Genomic DNA, 16,440 nt, shown 5'->3' on the forward strand with positions numbered 1-16,440 from the left:
CTGACCGGGTTGGTCATGGCGACTGCCGCATGTTGCGGACCAATGATCAATCGCTTTTCAATCAATGGCTTGGGGCGAGGCGTCGGTGGCATCCTGCACGCTGCGGTGGCTGCGGCCTTGCGAAATGCGGGGTCCGTCTTCGAGGATCAGGGCCAGCCAGCGACACGCGGTCACGTGTTCGCACACCGTCTTCAGGCAGACCAGCATCGGCACCGCCAGCAGCAGGCCGGCCAGGCCCCACATCCAGCCCCAGGCCATCATCCAGACCAGCACCGCGACCGGATTCAGGCGCAGCTGCCGACCGAGCAGTTGCGGTGTGACCAGCTGCCCTTCGATCGTCGTCAACAGCAGGAAGGCCGCCGCTGGCATCAGGCCTTGCGACAGCGTGTCCGCCTGCTGCAGTCCGACCATCGCCAGCAATACCGCCACCACGGTCGCGCCGACATAGGGAATGAAGTTGGACAGTCCCGCAAACACGCCCCACAGCAAAGGGTCGGGCAAGCCCATCGCCCACAGCACGGCGGTCGTCAGCAGCGCGAGACCGGTGTTGATCGCGACCGTGGTCGCCAGATAGCGGGCGGTGCCATGCTGGATCTCGCGCACGATGCCGACCACGCTGCGCTTGCGTCCGAGCGTCGGCGCCAGCGTGACCGCCTTGCGCAGCAACGCGTCGCCATGCACCAGCAGGAAATAGCTCAGCAGCAGGATCACCACGGCGTTGAGCACCAGTTCCGGAGCGCGCTTCAGCATGCCCACCAGGCTGAGGTTCGCGGGGTCGGCCGTCGCGACTTGCGGCCCGCCGTTCGCCAGTTCGGCCAGCGGCGCCACGGCGCGCGAGACCTCGGCGATCGGCGAGGTCACGGTCTTCAGCTTCTGGGTGACCGAACGTAGCAATTCGGGCGCATCGTGCACCCAGGATTGCGCAGGCTCGACCAGCGCCGACAGCAGCGCGGTCAGCGCCATCACCACCACAGCCATCAGCAGGAAGGAGGCCAGGCTGCGCGGCATCAGTGCAGACAGGCGCCCGACCACCGGCGACAGGCTGATCGCGATCAGCGCGGCCATGGTGAGCGGGATCAGCAGCGCCTGCGCCGCCCACAACACCACCAGCGCCGCCAGCAGCAGCAATGCGACGAGGCTTCGGGAGATGCTGGCGAGGCGGTCATCGCTCGCGCTGGCCGCGCGGCTCGTCGACGCTTCGGGCAAGTCGTGCATCCAGTCGGGTTCGGATCGGCGCCGCGGCCAGTCGAGCCAGGATCGTTGCGTGTTCATCGTTTGCTCCTGCGTGGTTCGGCGTGCGCATCGAACGACCGCAGCAGCCGATCCAGCCACGGCCACCACGCCAGTGTTCTTGCGACCGTTCCAGGTGCGCCAAGCCAGGCACCGAGCAGCAGGCCGGCGATCGCCATCGCGACGACCGACGCGGGCGATCGGCTCAGCTGCTGCCGGCGCGCCTGCCACGCCTGTTGATCGGCCGCGATCGCCGCGACCAGGGTCGATTGCGATCGCTGCAGTCGCTGCCAGCGGGTCACGGCGTGCGTCCGGTCATGAGACCGCGAGTGCCCGGAAAGGTCATCACCCGCCACGTCGATCCGGCCGCGCGATGCAGCAGGACCAGCAACAGCGCCTGGGCCAGCAGCAATATCAGCCAGGCGAGGTCGGCGCGATCCATCCACGCGGCCAGCCACTGGTAGCTGCCGACCACGAGGGTGATCCACGACGACACCAGCACCAGCGCCAGCAGCGGCAGCATCCACGCCAGCCGCTGCAGCCCGAGTCGGAACAACAGGGTCTCCCGCCGCAACAGGCGTCGCCGCAACGCGACACTGCGGCGCGCCGCGACGATCAGCCCGGGCGCATCCGGTACGGCCCGGGCGCGTGGCGCGCGATGCGGCGGGCGAACTTTCGGCTGCTCGCCCGCGCGCATGGTCTAGGCCTTGGCCGCGGCGCGCGTCGACCACAAACGCGCGGCAACGAAGCCGAGCGCGACTGCCGACATCAGCACCTGGGTCGGGTGTTCGCGCGCATACGTGACGGCATGCCGTGCGGCGCCGCGGGCGCGTTGTCCGGCGGTGCTCGCCAGCTCGGACACGGCTTGCTTGGCGTCGGCCATCAACAAGCCGGCCGCAGCGAGGCTGGCCTGCAGGTCATGCGACAACTGCGCCATCGGTGCCTGCAACGCCACGGACGATCCGTTCATCACGATCGGGCGCGACGATTTCGTCGCGGTCTGTGTTCGTGCCTTGCTGCTGCGGGGCTTCGCCGTCTTGCGGGGGGTCGTCGTGGATCGGTTCTGGATACTCATCTCGATACTCCTTGCGCCGGTGACTGGGCTCTCGACCGGAACGGCCGGGCCGACTCGGAAGACGCAGCAACGGTGCCAGTGGCGTCGCCGGACACGATCCCAGCGCGATCAAGCGCTTGCGATTTCGCGCGGCGTGCAGCTTGCAGGATGCGGCGGGTACGGTCGTGCGCACTGCCGGTCGTCAACGCGGCACCTCCGGGATAGCATCAAGGTTCGCCTCAGCCACGGGAGTCCGCATGACGGATGAAGCCTCGCGCGTCGGTCGCCGCGTCCTGCTCGTCGACGACGACGCCTCGATCCTGCGCAATTTCAAGTGGTGCCTCGAAGATGCGGGTTTCGCGGTATTGACCGCCAACAGCGTCGACGCTGCGCGCCAGCGACTCGACCAGAATCTGTTCGACCTTTGCTTCCTCGACGTCAACATCGGCGAGGAGTCCGGCATCGAACTGTTGCCGGAGCTGGTCGCGCAGGCGCCCTGGATGCGGATCGTCATGGCCACGGCCGAAGCGGCGATGGAGAGCGCGGTGCGCGCGCTCAAGGCGGGTGCGGTCGACTATCTGGTCAAGCCTTGCAGTCCCGAGGACCTGGTGCGCTCGGCCGAACGCCAGGCCGAGGCGCGGCGCCTGGCGATGCGCATCGAGCAACTGGAAGGCCGTGACAACGGCGCTGCCGAGGCGGATCTCTCGACCACGCATGCCGATTACGCGAAGGTGCTGGAGATGGCGCGGCAAGTGGCCGACACCGATGCCAGCATCCTGCTGCTCGGCGAGAGTGGCACCGGCAAGAACGTGCTCGCGCGTGCGATCCATGGCTGGAGTCAGCGTGCGCGCGCGTCGTTTGCGCAGGTGAATTGCCCGTCGCTGAGCGCCGAGTTGCTGGAGAGCGAATTGTTCGGCCATGTCAAAGGCGCCTTCACCGGCGCCACCGACCATCGCCAGGGCCGGGTCCAGGTCGCCGACGGCGGCACGCTGTTCCTCGACGAGATCGGCGATTTCCCGCTGCCGCTGCAGCCGAAGCTGCTGCGTTTCGTGCAGGAGCGCGAGTTCGAACGGGTCGGTGACCCGCACACGAAGCGCGCCGACGTGCGCATCATCGCCGCGACCAATCGCAATCTCGAAGCCGCCGTGCAGGATGGCCGCTTCCGCGAGGACCTGTACTACCGATTGAACGTGATCACCCTGGTGATGCCGCCGCTGCGCGAACGCGCCGACGACATCCCGGCGCTGGCGCAACGCTTCCTGTCCAGCTTCACGAAGAACTACCGCCGCCCGGCACGCGAATTCTCGGCCGATGCGATGGCGGCACTGAAACGCCACACCTGGCCGGGCAATGTCCGCGAGCTGCGCAATGTCGTCGAACGCATCGCGATCCTGTGTCCAACCGAATCCGTCGAGTTGTCGCACCTGCCGCCGCCGTTCGGAACCGAGTCGGCCCCGGTCCGGCTCCAGGTCGGCGCCGACGTCACGCTCGAAGCGCTGGAACGTGCGCACCTCGAAGCCATCGTCGCGAAATCGCCGAGCCTAGAGGTTGCCGCGAAGACGCTGGGAATCGACAGCTCGACGCTGTATCGGAAGCGCAAGCAGTTCGGCGCGACGTGAAGCGGATGCCTGCGTCGGCAGGCATCCGCTTCGTCAGGCACTCAAGGCGAGTGGGCGAGGGCGTCGGCCTTGGCTTCTTCCTCGACCCGAATTGCCCTTGCGTCGGCAACACGGCGCTCGTGTTCGGCCAGGGCATCCGCCTCGCAGGCATCCTTGGCTTTGCCGCGTTCGGTGTCGCAACGTTCGCGCGCGACGTTCAGATCGGCGTCCGCCTTGGCCACAGCTACCTCGTAATTCGCGGCCGCTGCAGTACGCGTCACATCGGCATGCGCATCCTGCGCCACGTCGCGGGCTTCATCGCTGGCGTCCTTGATGTCCGCGGACGCGTCCTGCACCGATTCGGCAATCGTCGACTCGGCCTCCTTGCGTGCCTCGGCGACATCGTCCATCGCTTCCTGCTGCGCAGCCGCAACATCCGCTGCTTGCTGGTCCGCTGATTCCTGGCACGCCGTCAGCGCCAACACGGCAAGTATCGGCCACCACCAATGGATCTTCCGTTTCATGGTCTTCTCCTCGCGGGAATGCGCCACCGATCATTCGGCGACATCGGTACACGGCAGATCGCGTGCCAAGTCCCGCGCGGCCGGATGTCCGTGCCCGGTTGCGCCGGAGCGCATTGAATTTGAAGGCACTCCGGCGTCAGGCGCCGTGGCCGGCCCAGGCGCCGGGTGGCATGCAGAACGCGCGAGCCCGGCCTCGGCATCGGGCAGGCTGCAACAGGCGAGGCCGCCAATTTGCGTCTGCGCGCGGGTTGGAACGCTGGCACGAATCGTGGTCTATCGAACGCCATGGATCAGACGCCCATTCCGGTTCCCGGGACAAATCGCTACGGTATGGTTTCGAATCGTTCTCTCAGGCCCAGGGTGGAAACCGAATCCGCGCGCACCGACGAGGCACTGGCGCAGCTCGCGCGCAGCACGCGCATCCGGCTGTACCTGTTCGGCGCGCTCGGGCTGCTGTTGCTGGTCGCGGTCGGCATATCGGCAACGCAGTTGACGCGCGAGGCCAATCGCCTGCGGATGCAGCAGGAACAGCTGCGCAACACGCAATTGCTGCTCAGCGCTTTCGGTCGCCTGAGCTTCCAGATGGAATCCGGCCAACGCGGTTATCTGCTGTCGGAGCGACCCGAGTACCTGGAGCAGTACGACGAGGCGAAACTGGCGCTGGGGTCGTTGCTTGCGCGCATCGAGGCCGAGGCCGAGCCCAGTGCGCAAAACCGTTTCGTGGCCTTGCGCGGCTTGCTGGAGCCCAAGCTGGTCGAAATGGAAATGTCGGTGTCGACGGCGCGCGAGCAGGGTTTCGAGGCGGCACGCCAGTTCGCCAGCACCGGCTTCGGCCGGGAACTGATGGATGTGCTCCAAAACGACATACAGCGCTATCGCAGCGAGTTGAACGATCGCGCGAGTGAGCTGGACATCGCGTTGCGCGAGAGCAACCTGATGCGCGATCTCTCGCTCGGGTCACTCGGCCTGCTGGCGCTGATCGCGGCGGTGGCGGCGCTGGTCGTGCTCAATCGCTACGTGCAGGCACTCGAGTCCGAGCGACGCGTGCGCCGCGATGCCGACCAGGCCTCGCGCGAGAATCGCGAGAAGAGTCACTTTCTCGCCAACATGAGCCACGAGATCCGCACGCCGATGAACGCGATCTTCGGCTTCGCGCAACTGCTTGACGAACTGGTCGAAGGCGAGCAGGCGAAGGACTACGTGCGCGCCATCACCCAAAGCGGCGAATCGTTGCTGGCGCTGATCAACGACATCCTCGACCTGTCGCGGATCGAAGCCGGTCGTCTCGATCTGCATCCGCAGCCGACCGACCTGCGCGGGCTGCTGGCCGACGTGCTGTCGATGTTCGCGCCGATGGCATCGGAGCGCGGGCTAACCTTGCATTCGCAGATCGATGCCAGCCTGCCGCCGGCCTTGCTGGTCGATCCACTGCGTGTTCGCCAGATCGTCGCCAACCTGGTCGGCAATGCGCTCAAGTACACCGAGTCCGGCGGCGTCACGCTGTCCGCCGAGGCCCGACCCGACGCCGCCGGCGATACCGTGACCTTGATCCTGAGCGTGGACGACACCGGAATCGGCATCGCCCCCGCGCAACTGGCGACCGTCTGGGAGCCGTTCGTGCAGGCGCATGCGTCCAAGGGCGCGCGCGAAGGCACCGGGCTCGGCCTGTCGATCGTCAAGCGGCTGGTCGACCGCATGGGCGGCCACGTCGAGGTGCACTCCGAGCCCGGTCGCGGCAGCCACTTCCGCGTGTCGCTGCCGGCGTTGCCGGAGGCAACGCCCGCCGATGCAACGGAATCACGCGAGACGATCCGTCTGCAGGATCTGCCGGCGTTGCGCGTGCTGATCGTCGACGACATCGAACTCAACCGGCGCCTGATCGAGAACTGGTTCGCGCCGACGCAGCACGAGATCCGCTCCGCGAGCGGTGGCCACGAAGGCGTCGCGCTGGCGCAGGACTTCCGCCCGGATGTGGTGCTGATGGACATCCGGATGCCGGACCTCGACGGGCTCGGCGCGTTGCAGCGGCTGCGTGCCGATCCCGCACTGGCGGGGACCAAGGTGCTCGCGGTGACCGCCTCCAGCCTGCTCGGCGAGGAGGCCGAGTTGCGCCAGCGCTTCGACGGCTACCTGCGCAAGCCGCTGCAGCGCGAAGACCTGTGCATCGCGATCGCGGCGGCGATCGGCCACGAGATCGTCGCCAGTCCCGCGGGCCATGACGATGTCGCGGCCGCTGCGGAACCGGCCCTGGCCGACGCCATCGACGCGGATTCGCGTGCGCACCTGCACGGCCTATTGCCCGCACTGCGCGACGCCGTCGCGCAGGCACTTGCAACCTCGTCGACCGACGATCTCGGTCGGGTCATCGATGTCCTGGGTGCGTTGCCGGATCAGCCCGGATTCGCGTCGTTGCGACGGGTCGGTGCGCGCTTGCAGTCGGCCCGGCAACGCTTCGATATCCTCGCTGCCGAAGCGCAATTGCGCATCTTGCGCACGCAACTGGACGCGGGTGATCCCGCCGCACCGAAAGACGAGCCATGACGACACCTGCCGATGCACCTGACGATGCCGCCGCCATCCCGGCTTCCGCACTGGGCAAGCCGTTGGTGCTGGTCGTCGACGACCAGTTGGCAAACGTCCAGGCGGTCGGCAGCCTGCTGGCGCGCAGCGACCTCGACGTGATGCCGGCGCTGTCCGGCGAACAGGCCCTGGCGCGGCTGGCGCAACGCGCGCCCGACCTGATCCTGCTCGACATGATGATGCCCGGCATGGATGGCTTCGAAGTCTGTCGCCGCCTCCGCGGTGATGCCCGCCACGCCGCGATCCCGATCATCTTCCTGACCGCCGCGAACGAGCGGCACCTGCTGGTGCGCGCCTTCGCCGCCGGCGCGGTGGACTACGTGACCAAGCCCTTCGTGGCCGAGGAGTTGCTGGCTCGCGTGCGGACCCACATCGACCTCAAGCGCTCCCGCGACCACCTCGCGCGCATCGCCCGCGAGTGCAACGACCTGACCCAGATCGTTGCGCACGACCTGAAGAGCCCGTTGTCGTCGATCCGGTTCAGTGCGCTGATGCTGCTGCAGCGGCTGGCGTCGGACGATCGTCTGCGCAGTCTCGCGGAGTCGATCCGCGAGAGCACCGACGACGCCCTGCGCTTCGTCCACGACTACCTGGAGCAATGGGCCGAGGGGGAACTCAAGCGCCGCTTCGAACGCGTGCCGCTGGATCTCTCGGTGTTGGTGCGACGGGTGGCCGAGCGCATGCAGCCGGCGGCGACGAGCCGCGGTCTCGTGATCGCCATCAACGCCCTGCCGAGCGATCCGGTGTTCGCCGACTGGACCGCGGTGAGTCACGTGATCGAGAACCTGATCTCGAACGCGATCAAGTACGGCCCGGCCGACGATCGCATCGACATCGAGGTCGGGCCGGGCGCGCCGGGCATGGTCCGCGTCGCCGTCTGCGACCGCGGTCCGGGCCTCAGCGAACAGGCGCAGAAGCAGCTGTTCCAGCGCTACGTGCGGCTCGGCAAGCGCGCCGCCGAAGATTCCAGCGGCCTCGGACTGGCGATCGCGAAACAGGACATTTCGCAACTCGGCGGCCATCTCTGGTTCGAGTCGCGCGAAGGCGGCGGTGCCGTGTTCGCGTTCGATCTGCCGGTCGCCGCCGTCGAATGAACGTCAAGGGCGTCCGCCGAAACGGTGCGCCCTTGACGATGGCCGACCCGGTTACATCAACTGGTCGGCAGGCTCGACACGGGTTCGACCCCAGCGGCTGTCATACACGATCACCGGGATGCGCCGGCCCGGCTCATATGGGACCTGGCCGATGTAGTCGCGGCCGCGATAGCGATACTTGACGTCGTAGCCGATCACGGTCTCGCGTGGCACGTTGCGCCACTCGCAGCGATAACGGTCGCGATCACGACGGTCGATGTCGCGGCCGACCACGGCGCCGGCCAGGGCGCCAGCCACGGTCGCGGCCTTGCGGCCATCCCCCTTGCCGACCTGGTTGCCGAGTGCGCCGCCGACGATGGCGCCGAGCACGGCGCCTTCGATGCCGCGGTCACGGCGCCCGTCCTTCGGCCAGCACACTTCTTCGCGCTGGGTCACGCGGTCGACGATCGGGCTCGCATCCAGCACGCGCGCATACTGCTGCGATTGCGCGAAGCTCGTGCCCGACAGGGCGAGGCTCAAAGCGGTGGCCAGACAGATCATCCTGTTCATCTCGTTACTCCTCTCTGCTCGACGAATGCCGGAAGTGCGGATCGTGGGATCCGACTTCGGCAAGCAGAATCGCGCAAGTTCGATGCCACCCCATCGATCGCGCCAAGCAACTGATTTGATTCGGAAGTGATCGCCACGGCGGCCCCGGCTGCATCGCGATCTGCAGGCTGCAGCACGGCCCGCAAGGCGGAATGCACGACCGGCTGCCCGTCCCGATCGTGCGACTGGCGGCGGCGCGCCGATCAGTGTCCGTCGACCGCCGGCTTGAAATATCGCTGCGCCGCCAGCTGGCCGATCGCGAGGCCGGCACTGCGTCCGGCCTCCACCGAGAAGCGATAGTGCACGCCGCCCAGCAGGCGCGATTCGCTGACTTCGTCGATGTACTCGCGCGGGGTGTCATAGCGCCGCAGCAGCGCATCTTCCTCTGCCAGCACGATCGGTGGCGCGGTGCTGCCGAACTCTGCTTCGATCACCGCACCGACGGCGGCCGCCGACAGGCAATGGCCGCAGGGATACTCGGGGTGCGGCGGGGTGTTGATCAGCAAGGGTCGCCATTCGGGGTCGGGCTCGGTGGCCGCGTTGCCGTCCATCGCCGCATTGCGGATGGCGGTGATCGGACGCCAGAACATGAAGGCGTACTTGCCGTCCATCATCGCCACATAGGAATCGGCCCAGGCCATTTCGGCCAGGGCAAGAAAGCGCGCGTCGTCCACCAGTGTGCGACCAGGCCGGCCGAGCAGTTGCGGCAACACGATGCGCACGTCGCGCTTGCCCCAGAACTTGCCGATATCGGTCTGCGTCGGCGTACGCGCGTCCGATTTCTTGCCGCCCATGCGCTTGATCTCGTTGAAGTCGCGCGCCCAGGTTTCGCTGTCGAGCGCGGGTGGCGGTGGTGCACGCACCTCGTCGGGCGTGGTCATCACCCAGGGTCGAATGCGTGCGGTGCTGACGCCGACGCGCTCCAGGGTGGTGACGTAACGACCGGCGGCTGCAGGTTCAAACAACGGGTCCGGCACATTCGCGCCCGAGTCGGCGCGCGCGGCAATCAAGGCTGCAGCTGCCCGGCTGCCGAGCTTGGCGCCGGCATCGCGTGCGGCGTCATCCTCGACCCGTGCCAGCGACGTCTTCAGCGCCGCTTCGAATGCGTCGGCCTGATCGGCACACAAGGCGAGCAGCACGTCGTGGGCAGCCGTCGCAGCGGCGGCATCCATCGAACCCGTGCCGCGTATTCCCGCGGCCGGCAGATAGGACTGGTACTTGCCGGCGATGCCGTTGACCGCCTCGAACATCGCGACGTTCACCATCGCCTCCAGGTCCAACTGCCCGTCCTCGCATTGGTCCGCCTGCAGGTTCCATTCGGACAACACGTCGTTCATCACCCCAGCCGACGCGCATTGCGACGCCAACAGGGCAACGAGCGCCCACGACCGTTTCCCCACGCCATTCCGACCCGACATATCGCGCTCCCTTGTTTCGCCAGCCGTTCGACATCCCCCGCGCCATCGGTTCGATCACGCGACCGACAGCCTACTCGAATCGCGGCCGCCATCCGGAAGTGCGTTACTCGTGCCGACAATCGCCGCTAGAATGCGCCACGGCAGCGGTCCTCGGACATCATCCGACCGCCTGTCGCCAGTCCTTGAACAAAGCGCCCGTAGCTCAGTTGGATAGAGCACTGCCCTCCGAAGGCAGGGGTCGGGGGTTCGAATCCCTTCGGGCGCGCCAGCTATTGCAGCAGCTGGACTAGGGCGCGAAAGCCGTTGTAGAACGGCGCATGCGCTACTGGTGGGTCAACCAGAATCAGACGTACCGGCACGAAGTCGCTGGTGGATATCTCTGGTCACCACGAAGGAAGTCGAACGGCAATAGGAATCCATTTTACGACTTCATGCGCGAAGTCTCCCCAGGGGATGTGGTTTTTTCCTTTGCCGACACGTTGATCAAGGCAATCGGTATTGCCGGCTCTCATGCGTATGAAGCACCCAAGCCGCTGGAATTTGCTGGCGCTGGCGCCTACTGGGATTTGATTGGTTGGCGTGTCGACGTACATTTTCATCCATTGGCCGGCGCCATCAAGCCGTCGAGTCACATGGCTTCGCTTGTACCGCATCTTCAAAAGACCTATGCCCCGCTCAGATCAAACGGCGCCGGACTGCAAAGCGTTTACTTGACGTACGTCTCACCCTCCTTTGCCGCCGCGCTAGTAGATCTGGTCGGTCGCGAAGCGCGTGACATTGTCAGTGGGGTTCGGGTCTCAGATGCCAATCGAATTCAGCCGGCGATCGGACTCATCGAGTGGGAGGAGCATGTTCTTGCCGGGTTGCATGATGATCGCCGTTTGACTGATACCGAACGGTCGTCTGTGGTCATGGCAAGACGTGGTCAAGGATTGTTCAAGGACCGCGTCATGCAGATCGAGAAAGTGTGTCGAATTACCGGAGTGGACCAACAGCAGCACTTGCGAGCCAGTCACTGCAAGCCCTGGCGCGAATCCTCAAATGAGGAACGATTGGATGGTGAGAACGGTTTGCTGCTGAGTCCAAACGCGGATCATCTCTTTGATCGAGGTTTCATCGGCTTCGGAGACGACGGCGAGCTTCTGATTTCCCCTGTCGCTCATTGCGATTCTTTGAGAAAGCTGGGGATCGCGGTTGGCGAAAGAATCAACGTTGGGAGGTTCACGTCGGGGCAGCGGAGCTACCTAGATTTCCATCGCGAAAATGTCCTTCTCAAATCGCCATTCCCAATCCATGGGGTCGAACATTCATTGCCGTGACTGTCGGTGGACCGCTCCTCTCACGCAGCCTGCGCCAACCGATGCCGGTGCGTTGGCCGCTTGCGATCATCGAGGATGGCCTGCAATGCATCGAGCTCCTAGAACGCTTTGCGCGTCTCGATCAGGAACTGCATGCCTTTCAGGTCGCTCGGACCATCGAGCGGGAACGCGAGATCGACGTGAATCACGCTGCCGTTTCCGGAACGGCTGTTGCCGAGACGCAGTCCGACGCCGACGTCCTTGAGCAAGCCGAAGTTGGGTGTTCCCAGTGGATCGTGACCGAAGGTACGTCCGGCGTCGAAGAACGCGGCGCCGCCGACGCGGAACAGCCGGAACGGGTACCAGTCGGAGAAGAAGCGCTCCTCGACCGTGAAGCGGGCGCTGGCGTCGCCGGCCTGATAGCGCAGCGGATAGCCGCGCAGTCCGTTGTCGCCACCCAGCAGCAATTGCCGCTCGATGTCGGGCGCATGCGTATAGTTGGCGTCGAGACTCGCGAACAACAGCCATTGCTCGCCCTGCTGGTGGTAATAGCGTGCGCTTGAATCGAACCACAGCCCGCGCGCGCCGCGCTCGTCCCAGCGGCCATCGAGCGTCGACGAAAGCGTGAACATGGTCTGCGGCGACAACGTCATGCCGTGATCGAACGATGCCTGGTAGATCAGTGAATCGCGGTCTGCGCCGAGCCCCGCGCTGCTGTAGCCGAGTTTGGCGGCGAATCGTGTGCCGAGCAGGAAGTCTTCGGTGCGTCCGATCTGATCGTGATTGTGCAGCGAGCTGAATTCGTCCTGCACGATCTCGACGCCGATCCATGGATACGACAAGTCACGATTTTCAGGCAACGGTCCGTTCTCGACGGCGCCGGGAAGTGCGTCGAACTCGCGACGATCCAGGGCATAGCCGACCAGCCAACGGCGGACCCAGCCGTCACGCAGACCCGACGACCATCCACCAAAAAGATTCAGCGCATTGGACCGCTCGCGGAACTGCGAATCGATCTCGCCGAGCGCATAGAGCGGATCGACACGGTCCACTCGCTCGACGCTGCCGCCGATCGCGAATCGGGTATCCAGTGCATAGAACGGACGCTGGAGACTCAGGTGCTGCACGTCGCCATCGCTGTTGCTCTCGTAGTTGGCTGCCAGTTCGATCCGTTGCCCCAGCAGATGACGGTCGACGAAGTCGACGCCACGAACGTCCCGGTCGATGCCCGACTTGTGATGGACGCCGACCGACACCCCTTGTCCCAGGAGGTTCAGCTCCTCGAACTCGATCCCGTACGTGCTCCTCCCGCCCCGTCGGCTGAAGGAGAGTCCGGGATTGAGCGACCACACGTCGCGGGTCGTCACGCGTACGTCCACGCGACCATCGACATATCGAACGGGCACGATGTCGGCGTTGTAGAAGTAGCGATTCGCACGCAGGATGCGTGCGGATTCATCGATCAATTGTCTGGAGAACCGGTCATCCGACTTGAACAGCAGTTGTTGTTCGATCAGTTCCGGCCGGGTCTCGATATGCAGCCGGTTCGAGAGGCGAAACAGCGCGTGATTTTCGTGCTGGTCATGTTCATCGAACACATCCTGATTGTCGATTTCGATGGTGCCGAATCTGGCCCCGAGGCGTTCGAGTTCCGCGTCGGTCGGAAGCACGAAGCCTGCGTCGGAATTCGCCTGATCGACGGGCGTCGCGGCGGTCGCGACGCCGGCGACGCACATCAACACGGTGGCCACGCGCTGTGCCCAGCGATCCGCGCTCGAATGGTGATGCATGTCCTGGCCCCTTTCTTCGAATCACGGCGCTGCCGGATCGGTGCGTCGTGCGGCGTTCGCCTATCCGCTTGAAGTGTGCGCGGTTGCGCCGTAAGCGCGTCTGAGGCGAATCTCAGGAGAATGTTAATCAGTTGCCCGCCGAAGGATGGCAAGCGGTCGACGCGTCATCGCCATTGAATGGCCCGCCGTCGTTGCAGCCTTCACTGCCGGCCGCGCCGATCGAGGTCTCCGCTCAACTGCCGTTGGCAGGCAGCGCAAGTTCGGCGGCGGCGGGATGCAGGTCGGGCCGGCTCGGAAACGCATGGCGGACAATGCGCCACAGCACCTGGCTGAACTGCCGGGGCAGCGATCCGGTGTTGTAGTGCTGGCCGTAGCGCGCGCAGATGGCGCGGACCTCGACGGCCATCGCGGCATAGCGGTTGCCGGGCACGTCGGGGAACAGGTGATGTTCGATCTGGTGGCTCAGGTTGCCCGACAGCAGATCGAGCGCTCGGCCGCCCGACAGGTTGGAGGATCCGCGCAGCTGCCGCAGGTACCAGCGACCGCGCGATTCACCGGTCACCGAATCCCTCGAAAAAGTCTCGGCGTCGGCGGTGAAGTGGCCGCAGAAGATGATCATGTAGGTCCACAGGTTGCGCAGCACATTGGCGGCGATGCTGCCGAGCAGGACCGGAACGAAACCGGGACCGGCGAGTAGCGGGAAGACGAGGTAGTCGCGAACGATCTGGCGCGTCATTTTCCGGCCGACCGGTCGGAACTGCTCGCGCAGTACTGCGGTCTTCGTGCGTCCGGCGAGCCAGCGGCCGAGGCGCAGGTCCTGTACCGCGATGCCCCACTCGAACAGAAGCGCGAAGATCACCGCGACGGCCGGCTGCAGCAGGTAGCGCGGCTTCCAGCGTTGCTCCGGGAACAGGCGCAGCAGCCCGTAGCCGACGTCGTCGTCCATGCCGCGGACATTGGTCCAGGTGTGATGATGGAAGTTGTGCGTCTTGCGCCAGTTGTCGCTGGTACCGGCGATGTCCCATTCGTAGCGGTGGCCATCGAGGTGCGGATCGCGCATCCAGTCGTATTGGCCGTGCATCACGTTGTGGCCGAGTTCCATGTTCTCGAGGATCTTGGACAAGGTCAGCAACAACACGCCGAGCAAGCATCCGGGCACCAGTACCGCAGGCCACCAGAACGAAACGATCGCGCTCGCGATCAGCAGGACGCGACCGCCCAAGCCGCAATAGCGAATCGCGCGAATGACGGCGCGGATGTAGTCGGCGTCGGCCTGGCCGAGGGTGGCGACGGTGCGCGTGCGCAATGCATCGAGTTCGCGCGCGAAGTCGTCCAGTTCGGCATTCGACAGAACACGGTTGGCGGCGCGGGTCATGGACTCAGAGCTCCAGAACGAGATCGGTGACGGCCGCGCTGACGCACAGGCGCAGGGCGGAGACGGCGTCGCGGGTGGTCGTGCCGGTCAGCAGATCGAGTGAGCTGCCGGAACGTTTTTCACAGGCGCAGGTGTTGCAGATGCCGCGCCGGCACCCCGACGCCAGCGGCACGCCGAGCGCTTCCAATGCAGTCAGCAGCGGCGTGCCGCGCGGCACGACGAGCGTGCGTTGGCTGGACGCCATCGTCACTGCCACGTCGCCCTTGTCGTCGCTGTGGGCGGTGATCGGAGTAAAGCTTTCCGAAACGAACGCCGCGACGCGATGGGCGAGCAGGCTGCGTGCGTGATCGACGAACCCCTGCGGTCCGCAGGCCAGCACGGTGCTGTGCGCGAGGGTGTCGGTTTCGGTCGCGAAGGTGGCATCGTCGATGCGGCCTTGAGACTCGTCCTGGTGCACTGCGCGCGCCTGCGTCAGGTGGAAGCGGACCTGGAAGTGCGCGTGCCGACGGGTGAGTGCGCGCAGCTCGTCGACGAACGCCAGTTCGGCCGGGCGGCGAGCCCAGTAGTGCAGGCTCAACGGACGCGGCATGCCGTTGGCGGCGAGCGCGCGCACCGTCGCGATCATCGGCGTGATGCCGCTGCCTGCGGCCAGCAGGTGCAGCGGACCGGTGGCAGCGGCTTCCAGGCACATGTCGCCGAAAGCCGGACCAAGATCGAGCACGTCGCCGATCTTCGCCGACCGGCACAGGGCAGTGCTCAAACGACCGCCCTCGACCTGCTTGATCGTGATCGCGATGCAGCCCGGTCGTCCCGGCACGGCGCTCGGGCTGTAGCAGCGGGTGACGCGGCGGCCATCGACTTCGAACGAGACATTGATGTGCTGCCCGGGCGCGGCGCCGCGCCAGTGTCGATTCGGGCGGAGCACCAGGGTCACCATGCCCTCGGCCGCGGTCTCGCGTCCGACGATGACTGCCTTGGGAAGGCGCCAGGACCAGGCCGGCGCGATCCGCGCGCCCCAGAAATCCAGCGTGGCCGAGGGAATCAGGGCCTCGATCAGGCGTGCCAGCCGAGACGAAGGGCGAAGTTCGGAGGGGAGATGGGTGTGCTGCATTGCGGCAGTATACAGATACGCATACAGATGTCTATACACCTGTATATTTTCGACGGAGCGTATGATGCGGGCCACGCTCCGCCGCAAGAAATCCCCTCACGATGACGCCCGACACGCATTCCTCGGCCCAGCCCGCCGGTCGCCGAGCCGCCACTTCGCGCGATGAACTGCTCGCCGCGGCCCTGCGCCTGATCGGCCCGCATCGCAGCGTGTCGAGCCTGAGCCTGCGCGAAATCGCGCGCGAAGCAGGCATCGCGCCGAACAGCTTCTATCGCCACTTTCGCGACACCGACGAGCTTGCAGTCGCGCTGATCGATCTCGCCGGGCAGTCGCTGCGCAAGATCGTCGGTGCGGCCCGCCATCGCATCGCCACCGACGAAGGCATGATCCGCGGCTCGGTGCAGACCTTCATCGAACAGGTGCGCGCCGACGACGCCTTGCTGCACGTGTTGCTGCGCGAAGGCACCGTCGGCTCGGATGCCTTCAAGAAAGCCGTCGATCGCGAACTGAGTTATTTCGAAGACGAGTTGTGCGCCGACCTGGTGCGCATCGCCGCGCGAGAAAGCGCGACCTTCAGGCAACCGGCACTCGCGGCCAAGGCCATCACCCGCCTCGCCTTCGCGATGGGGGCATCGGCCATGGACCTGCCTGCGGATCGCGATGCCGAACTGATCGAGCAGCTGACGACGATGGTGCGCATGATCATCGTCGGTGCGCGTCAGGCCTGAGCGGGCGAACGCGGCGTCTGCGAAATGTCGCAGGCCTGAATCCGAGATCACC

15 protein-coding genes and 1 tRNA gene are annotated in these 16,440 nt (G+C 65.9%); 6 read left to right on the forward strand and 10 right to left on the reverse strand.

Translation table 11 applies throughout. From position 1 onward, the window contains the following. Positions 1–57: 57 nt before the first annotated feature. Genes IPP28_05275 through IPP28_05290 form a run of 4 tightly spaced genes read right to left on the reverse strand, consistent with a single transcriptional unit; the run spans position 58 to position 2,305 of the window. Positions 58–1,272, reverse strand: a complete 1,215-nt coding sequence (locus IPP28_05275; GenBank protein ID MBL0040458.1) for an AI-2E family transporter — start codon at positions 1,270–1,272, stop codon at positions 58–60. Beyond that, positions 1,269–1,532, reverse strand: coding sequence for a hypothetical protein (locus IPP28_05280; protein ID MBL0040459.1), 264 nt, complete (start codon positions 1,530–1,532; stop codon positions 1,269–1,271). The genes IPP28_05275 and IPP28_05280 overlap by 4 nt, the downstream gene beginning before the upstream one ends. Continuing rightward, on the reverse strand, positions 1,529–1,927 hold the full coding sequence (locus tag IPP28_05285) for a hypothetical protein (protein MBL0040460.1): 399 nt from the start codon (positions 1,925–1,927) through the stop codon (positions 1,529–1,531). Before IPP28_05285 ends, IPP28_05280 begins: the two co-directional genes overlap by 4 nt. Positions 1,928–1,930: 3 nt before the next feature. Then, a complete protein-coding gene (locus IPP28_05290) occupies positions 1,931–2,305 on the reverse strand; it encodes a hypothetical protein (protein ID MBL0040461.1) in 375 nt (124 codons plus the stop codon). A gap of 236 nt (positions 2,306–2,541) precedes the next feature. On the opposite strand from IPP28_05290, the gene IPP28_05295 reads away from it, so the two are divergent. Next, on the forward strand, positions 2,542–3,903 hold the full coding sequence (locus IPP28_05295; GenBank protein MBL0040462.1) for a sigma-54-dependent Fis family transcriptional regulator: 1,362 nt from the start codon (positions 2,542–2,544) through the stop codon (positions 3,901–3,903). Between the two features lie 41 nt (positions 3,904–3,944). On the opposite strand, the gene IPP28_05300 is transcribed toward IPP28_05295, so the two are convergent. Further along, entirely contained in the window at positions 3,945–4,406 is a 462-nt protein-coding gene (locus tag IPP28_05300) for a hypothetical protein (GenBank protein ID MBL0040463.1), read from the reverse strand. A gap of 360 nt (positions 4,407–4,766) precedes the next feature. On the opposite strand from IPP28_05300, the gene IPP28_05305 reads away from it, so the two are divergent. Together IPP28_05305 and IPP28_05310 are read left to right on the forward strand one after the other, a co-directional pair. Further along, entirely contained in the window at positions 4,767–6,947 is a 2,181-nt protein-coding gene (locus IPP28_05305) for a response regulator (GenBank protein ID MBL0040464.1), read from the forward strand. Further along, positions 6,944–8,080 (forward strand): hybrid sensor histidine kinase/response regulator, encoded by a 1,137-nt coding sequence (locus IPP28_05310; protein ID MBL0040465.1) that lies wholly within the window; start codon positions 6,944–6,946, stop codon positions 8,078–8,080. The genes IPP28_05305 and IPP28_05310 overlap by 4 nt, the downstream gene beginning before the upstream one ends. A 51-nt stretch (positions 8,081–8,131) precedes the next feature. Here the strand turns inward: IPP28_05310 and IPP28_05315 are convergent, their stop codons facing one another. Beyond that, a complete protein-coding gene (locus IPP28_05315; protein MBL0040466.1) occupies positions 8,132–8,629 on the reverse strand; it encodes a glycine zipper 2TM domain-containing protein in 498 nt (165 codons plus the stop codon). A 242-nt stretch (positions 8,630–8,871) separates the two neighbouring features. Then, the gene (locus IPP28_05320; protein MBL0040467.1) at positions 8,872–10,005 is read right to left on the reverse strand and encodes a vanadium-dependent haloperoxidase; all 1,134 of its coding nucleotides are present in this window, start codon (positions 10,003–10,005) and stop codon (positions 8,872–8,874) included. Positions 10,006–10,277: 272 nt separating this feature from the next. Between IPP28_05320 and IPP28_05325 the strand changes: the two genes are divergently transcribed. After that, a tRNA-Arg gene (locus IPP28_05325) sits at positions 10,278–10,354 on the forward strand. A gap of 49 nt (positions 10,355–10,403) precedes the next feature. Further along, a complete protein-coding gene (locus IPP28_05330; GenBank protein MBL0040468.1) occupies positions 10,404–11,405 on the forward strand; it encodes an HNH endonuclease in 1,002 nt (333 codons plus the stop codon). 98 nt (positions 11,406–11,503) lie between these two features. Here the strand turns inward: IPP28_05330 and IPP28_05335 are convergent, their stop codons facing one another. From IPP28_05335 to IPP28_05345, 3 genes are all read right to left on the reverse strand, one after another. After that, on the reverse strand, positions 11,504–13,174 hold the full coding sequence (locus tag IPP28_05335; protein ID MBL0040469.1) for a hypothetical protein: 1,671 nt from the start codon (positions 13,172–13,174) through the stop codon (positions 11,504–11,506). 232 nt (positions 13,175–13,406) lie between these two features. Beyond that, positions 13,407–14,549, reverse strand: coding sequence for an acyl-CoA desaturase (locus IPP28_05340; GenBank protein ID MBL0040470.1), 1,143 nt, complete (start codon positions 14,547–14,549; stop codon positions 13,407–13,409). Positions 14,550–14,553: 4 nt separating this feature from the next. Next, a complete protein-coding gene (locus tag IPP28_05345) occupies positions 14,554–15,660 on the reverse strand; it encodes a ferredoxin reductase (GenBank protein MBL0040471.1) in 1,107 nt (368 codons plus the stop codon). Positions 15,661–15,761: 101 nt separating this feature from the next. Here IPP28_05345 and fabR point away from each other — a divergent pair, with 101 nt between their 5' ends. Further along, a complete protein-coding gene (fabR, locus tag IPP28_05350) occupies positions 15,762–16,388 on the forward strand; it encodes an HTH-type transcriptional repressor FabR (protein MBL0040472.1) in 627 nt (208 codons plus the stop codon). The last annotated feature ends 52 nt before the right edge of the window (positions 16,389–16,440 follow it).

The sequence above is a fragment of the Lysobacterales bacterium genome (assembly GCA_016721845.1).
Classification (GTDB): domain Bacteria; phylum Pseudomonadota; class Gammaproteobacteria; order Xanthomonadales; family Ahniellaceae; genus JADKHK01.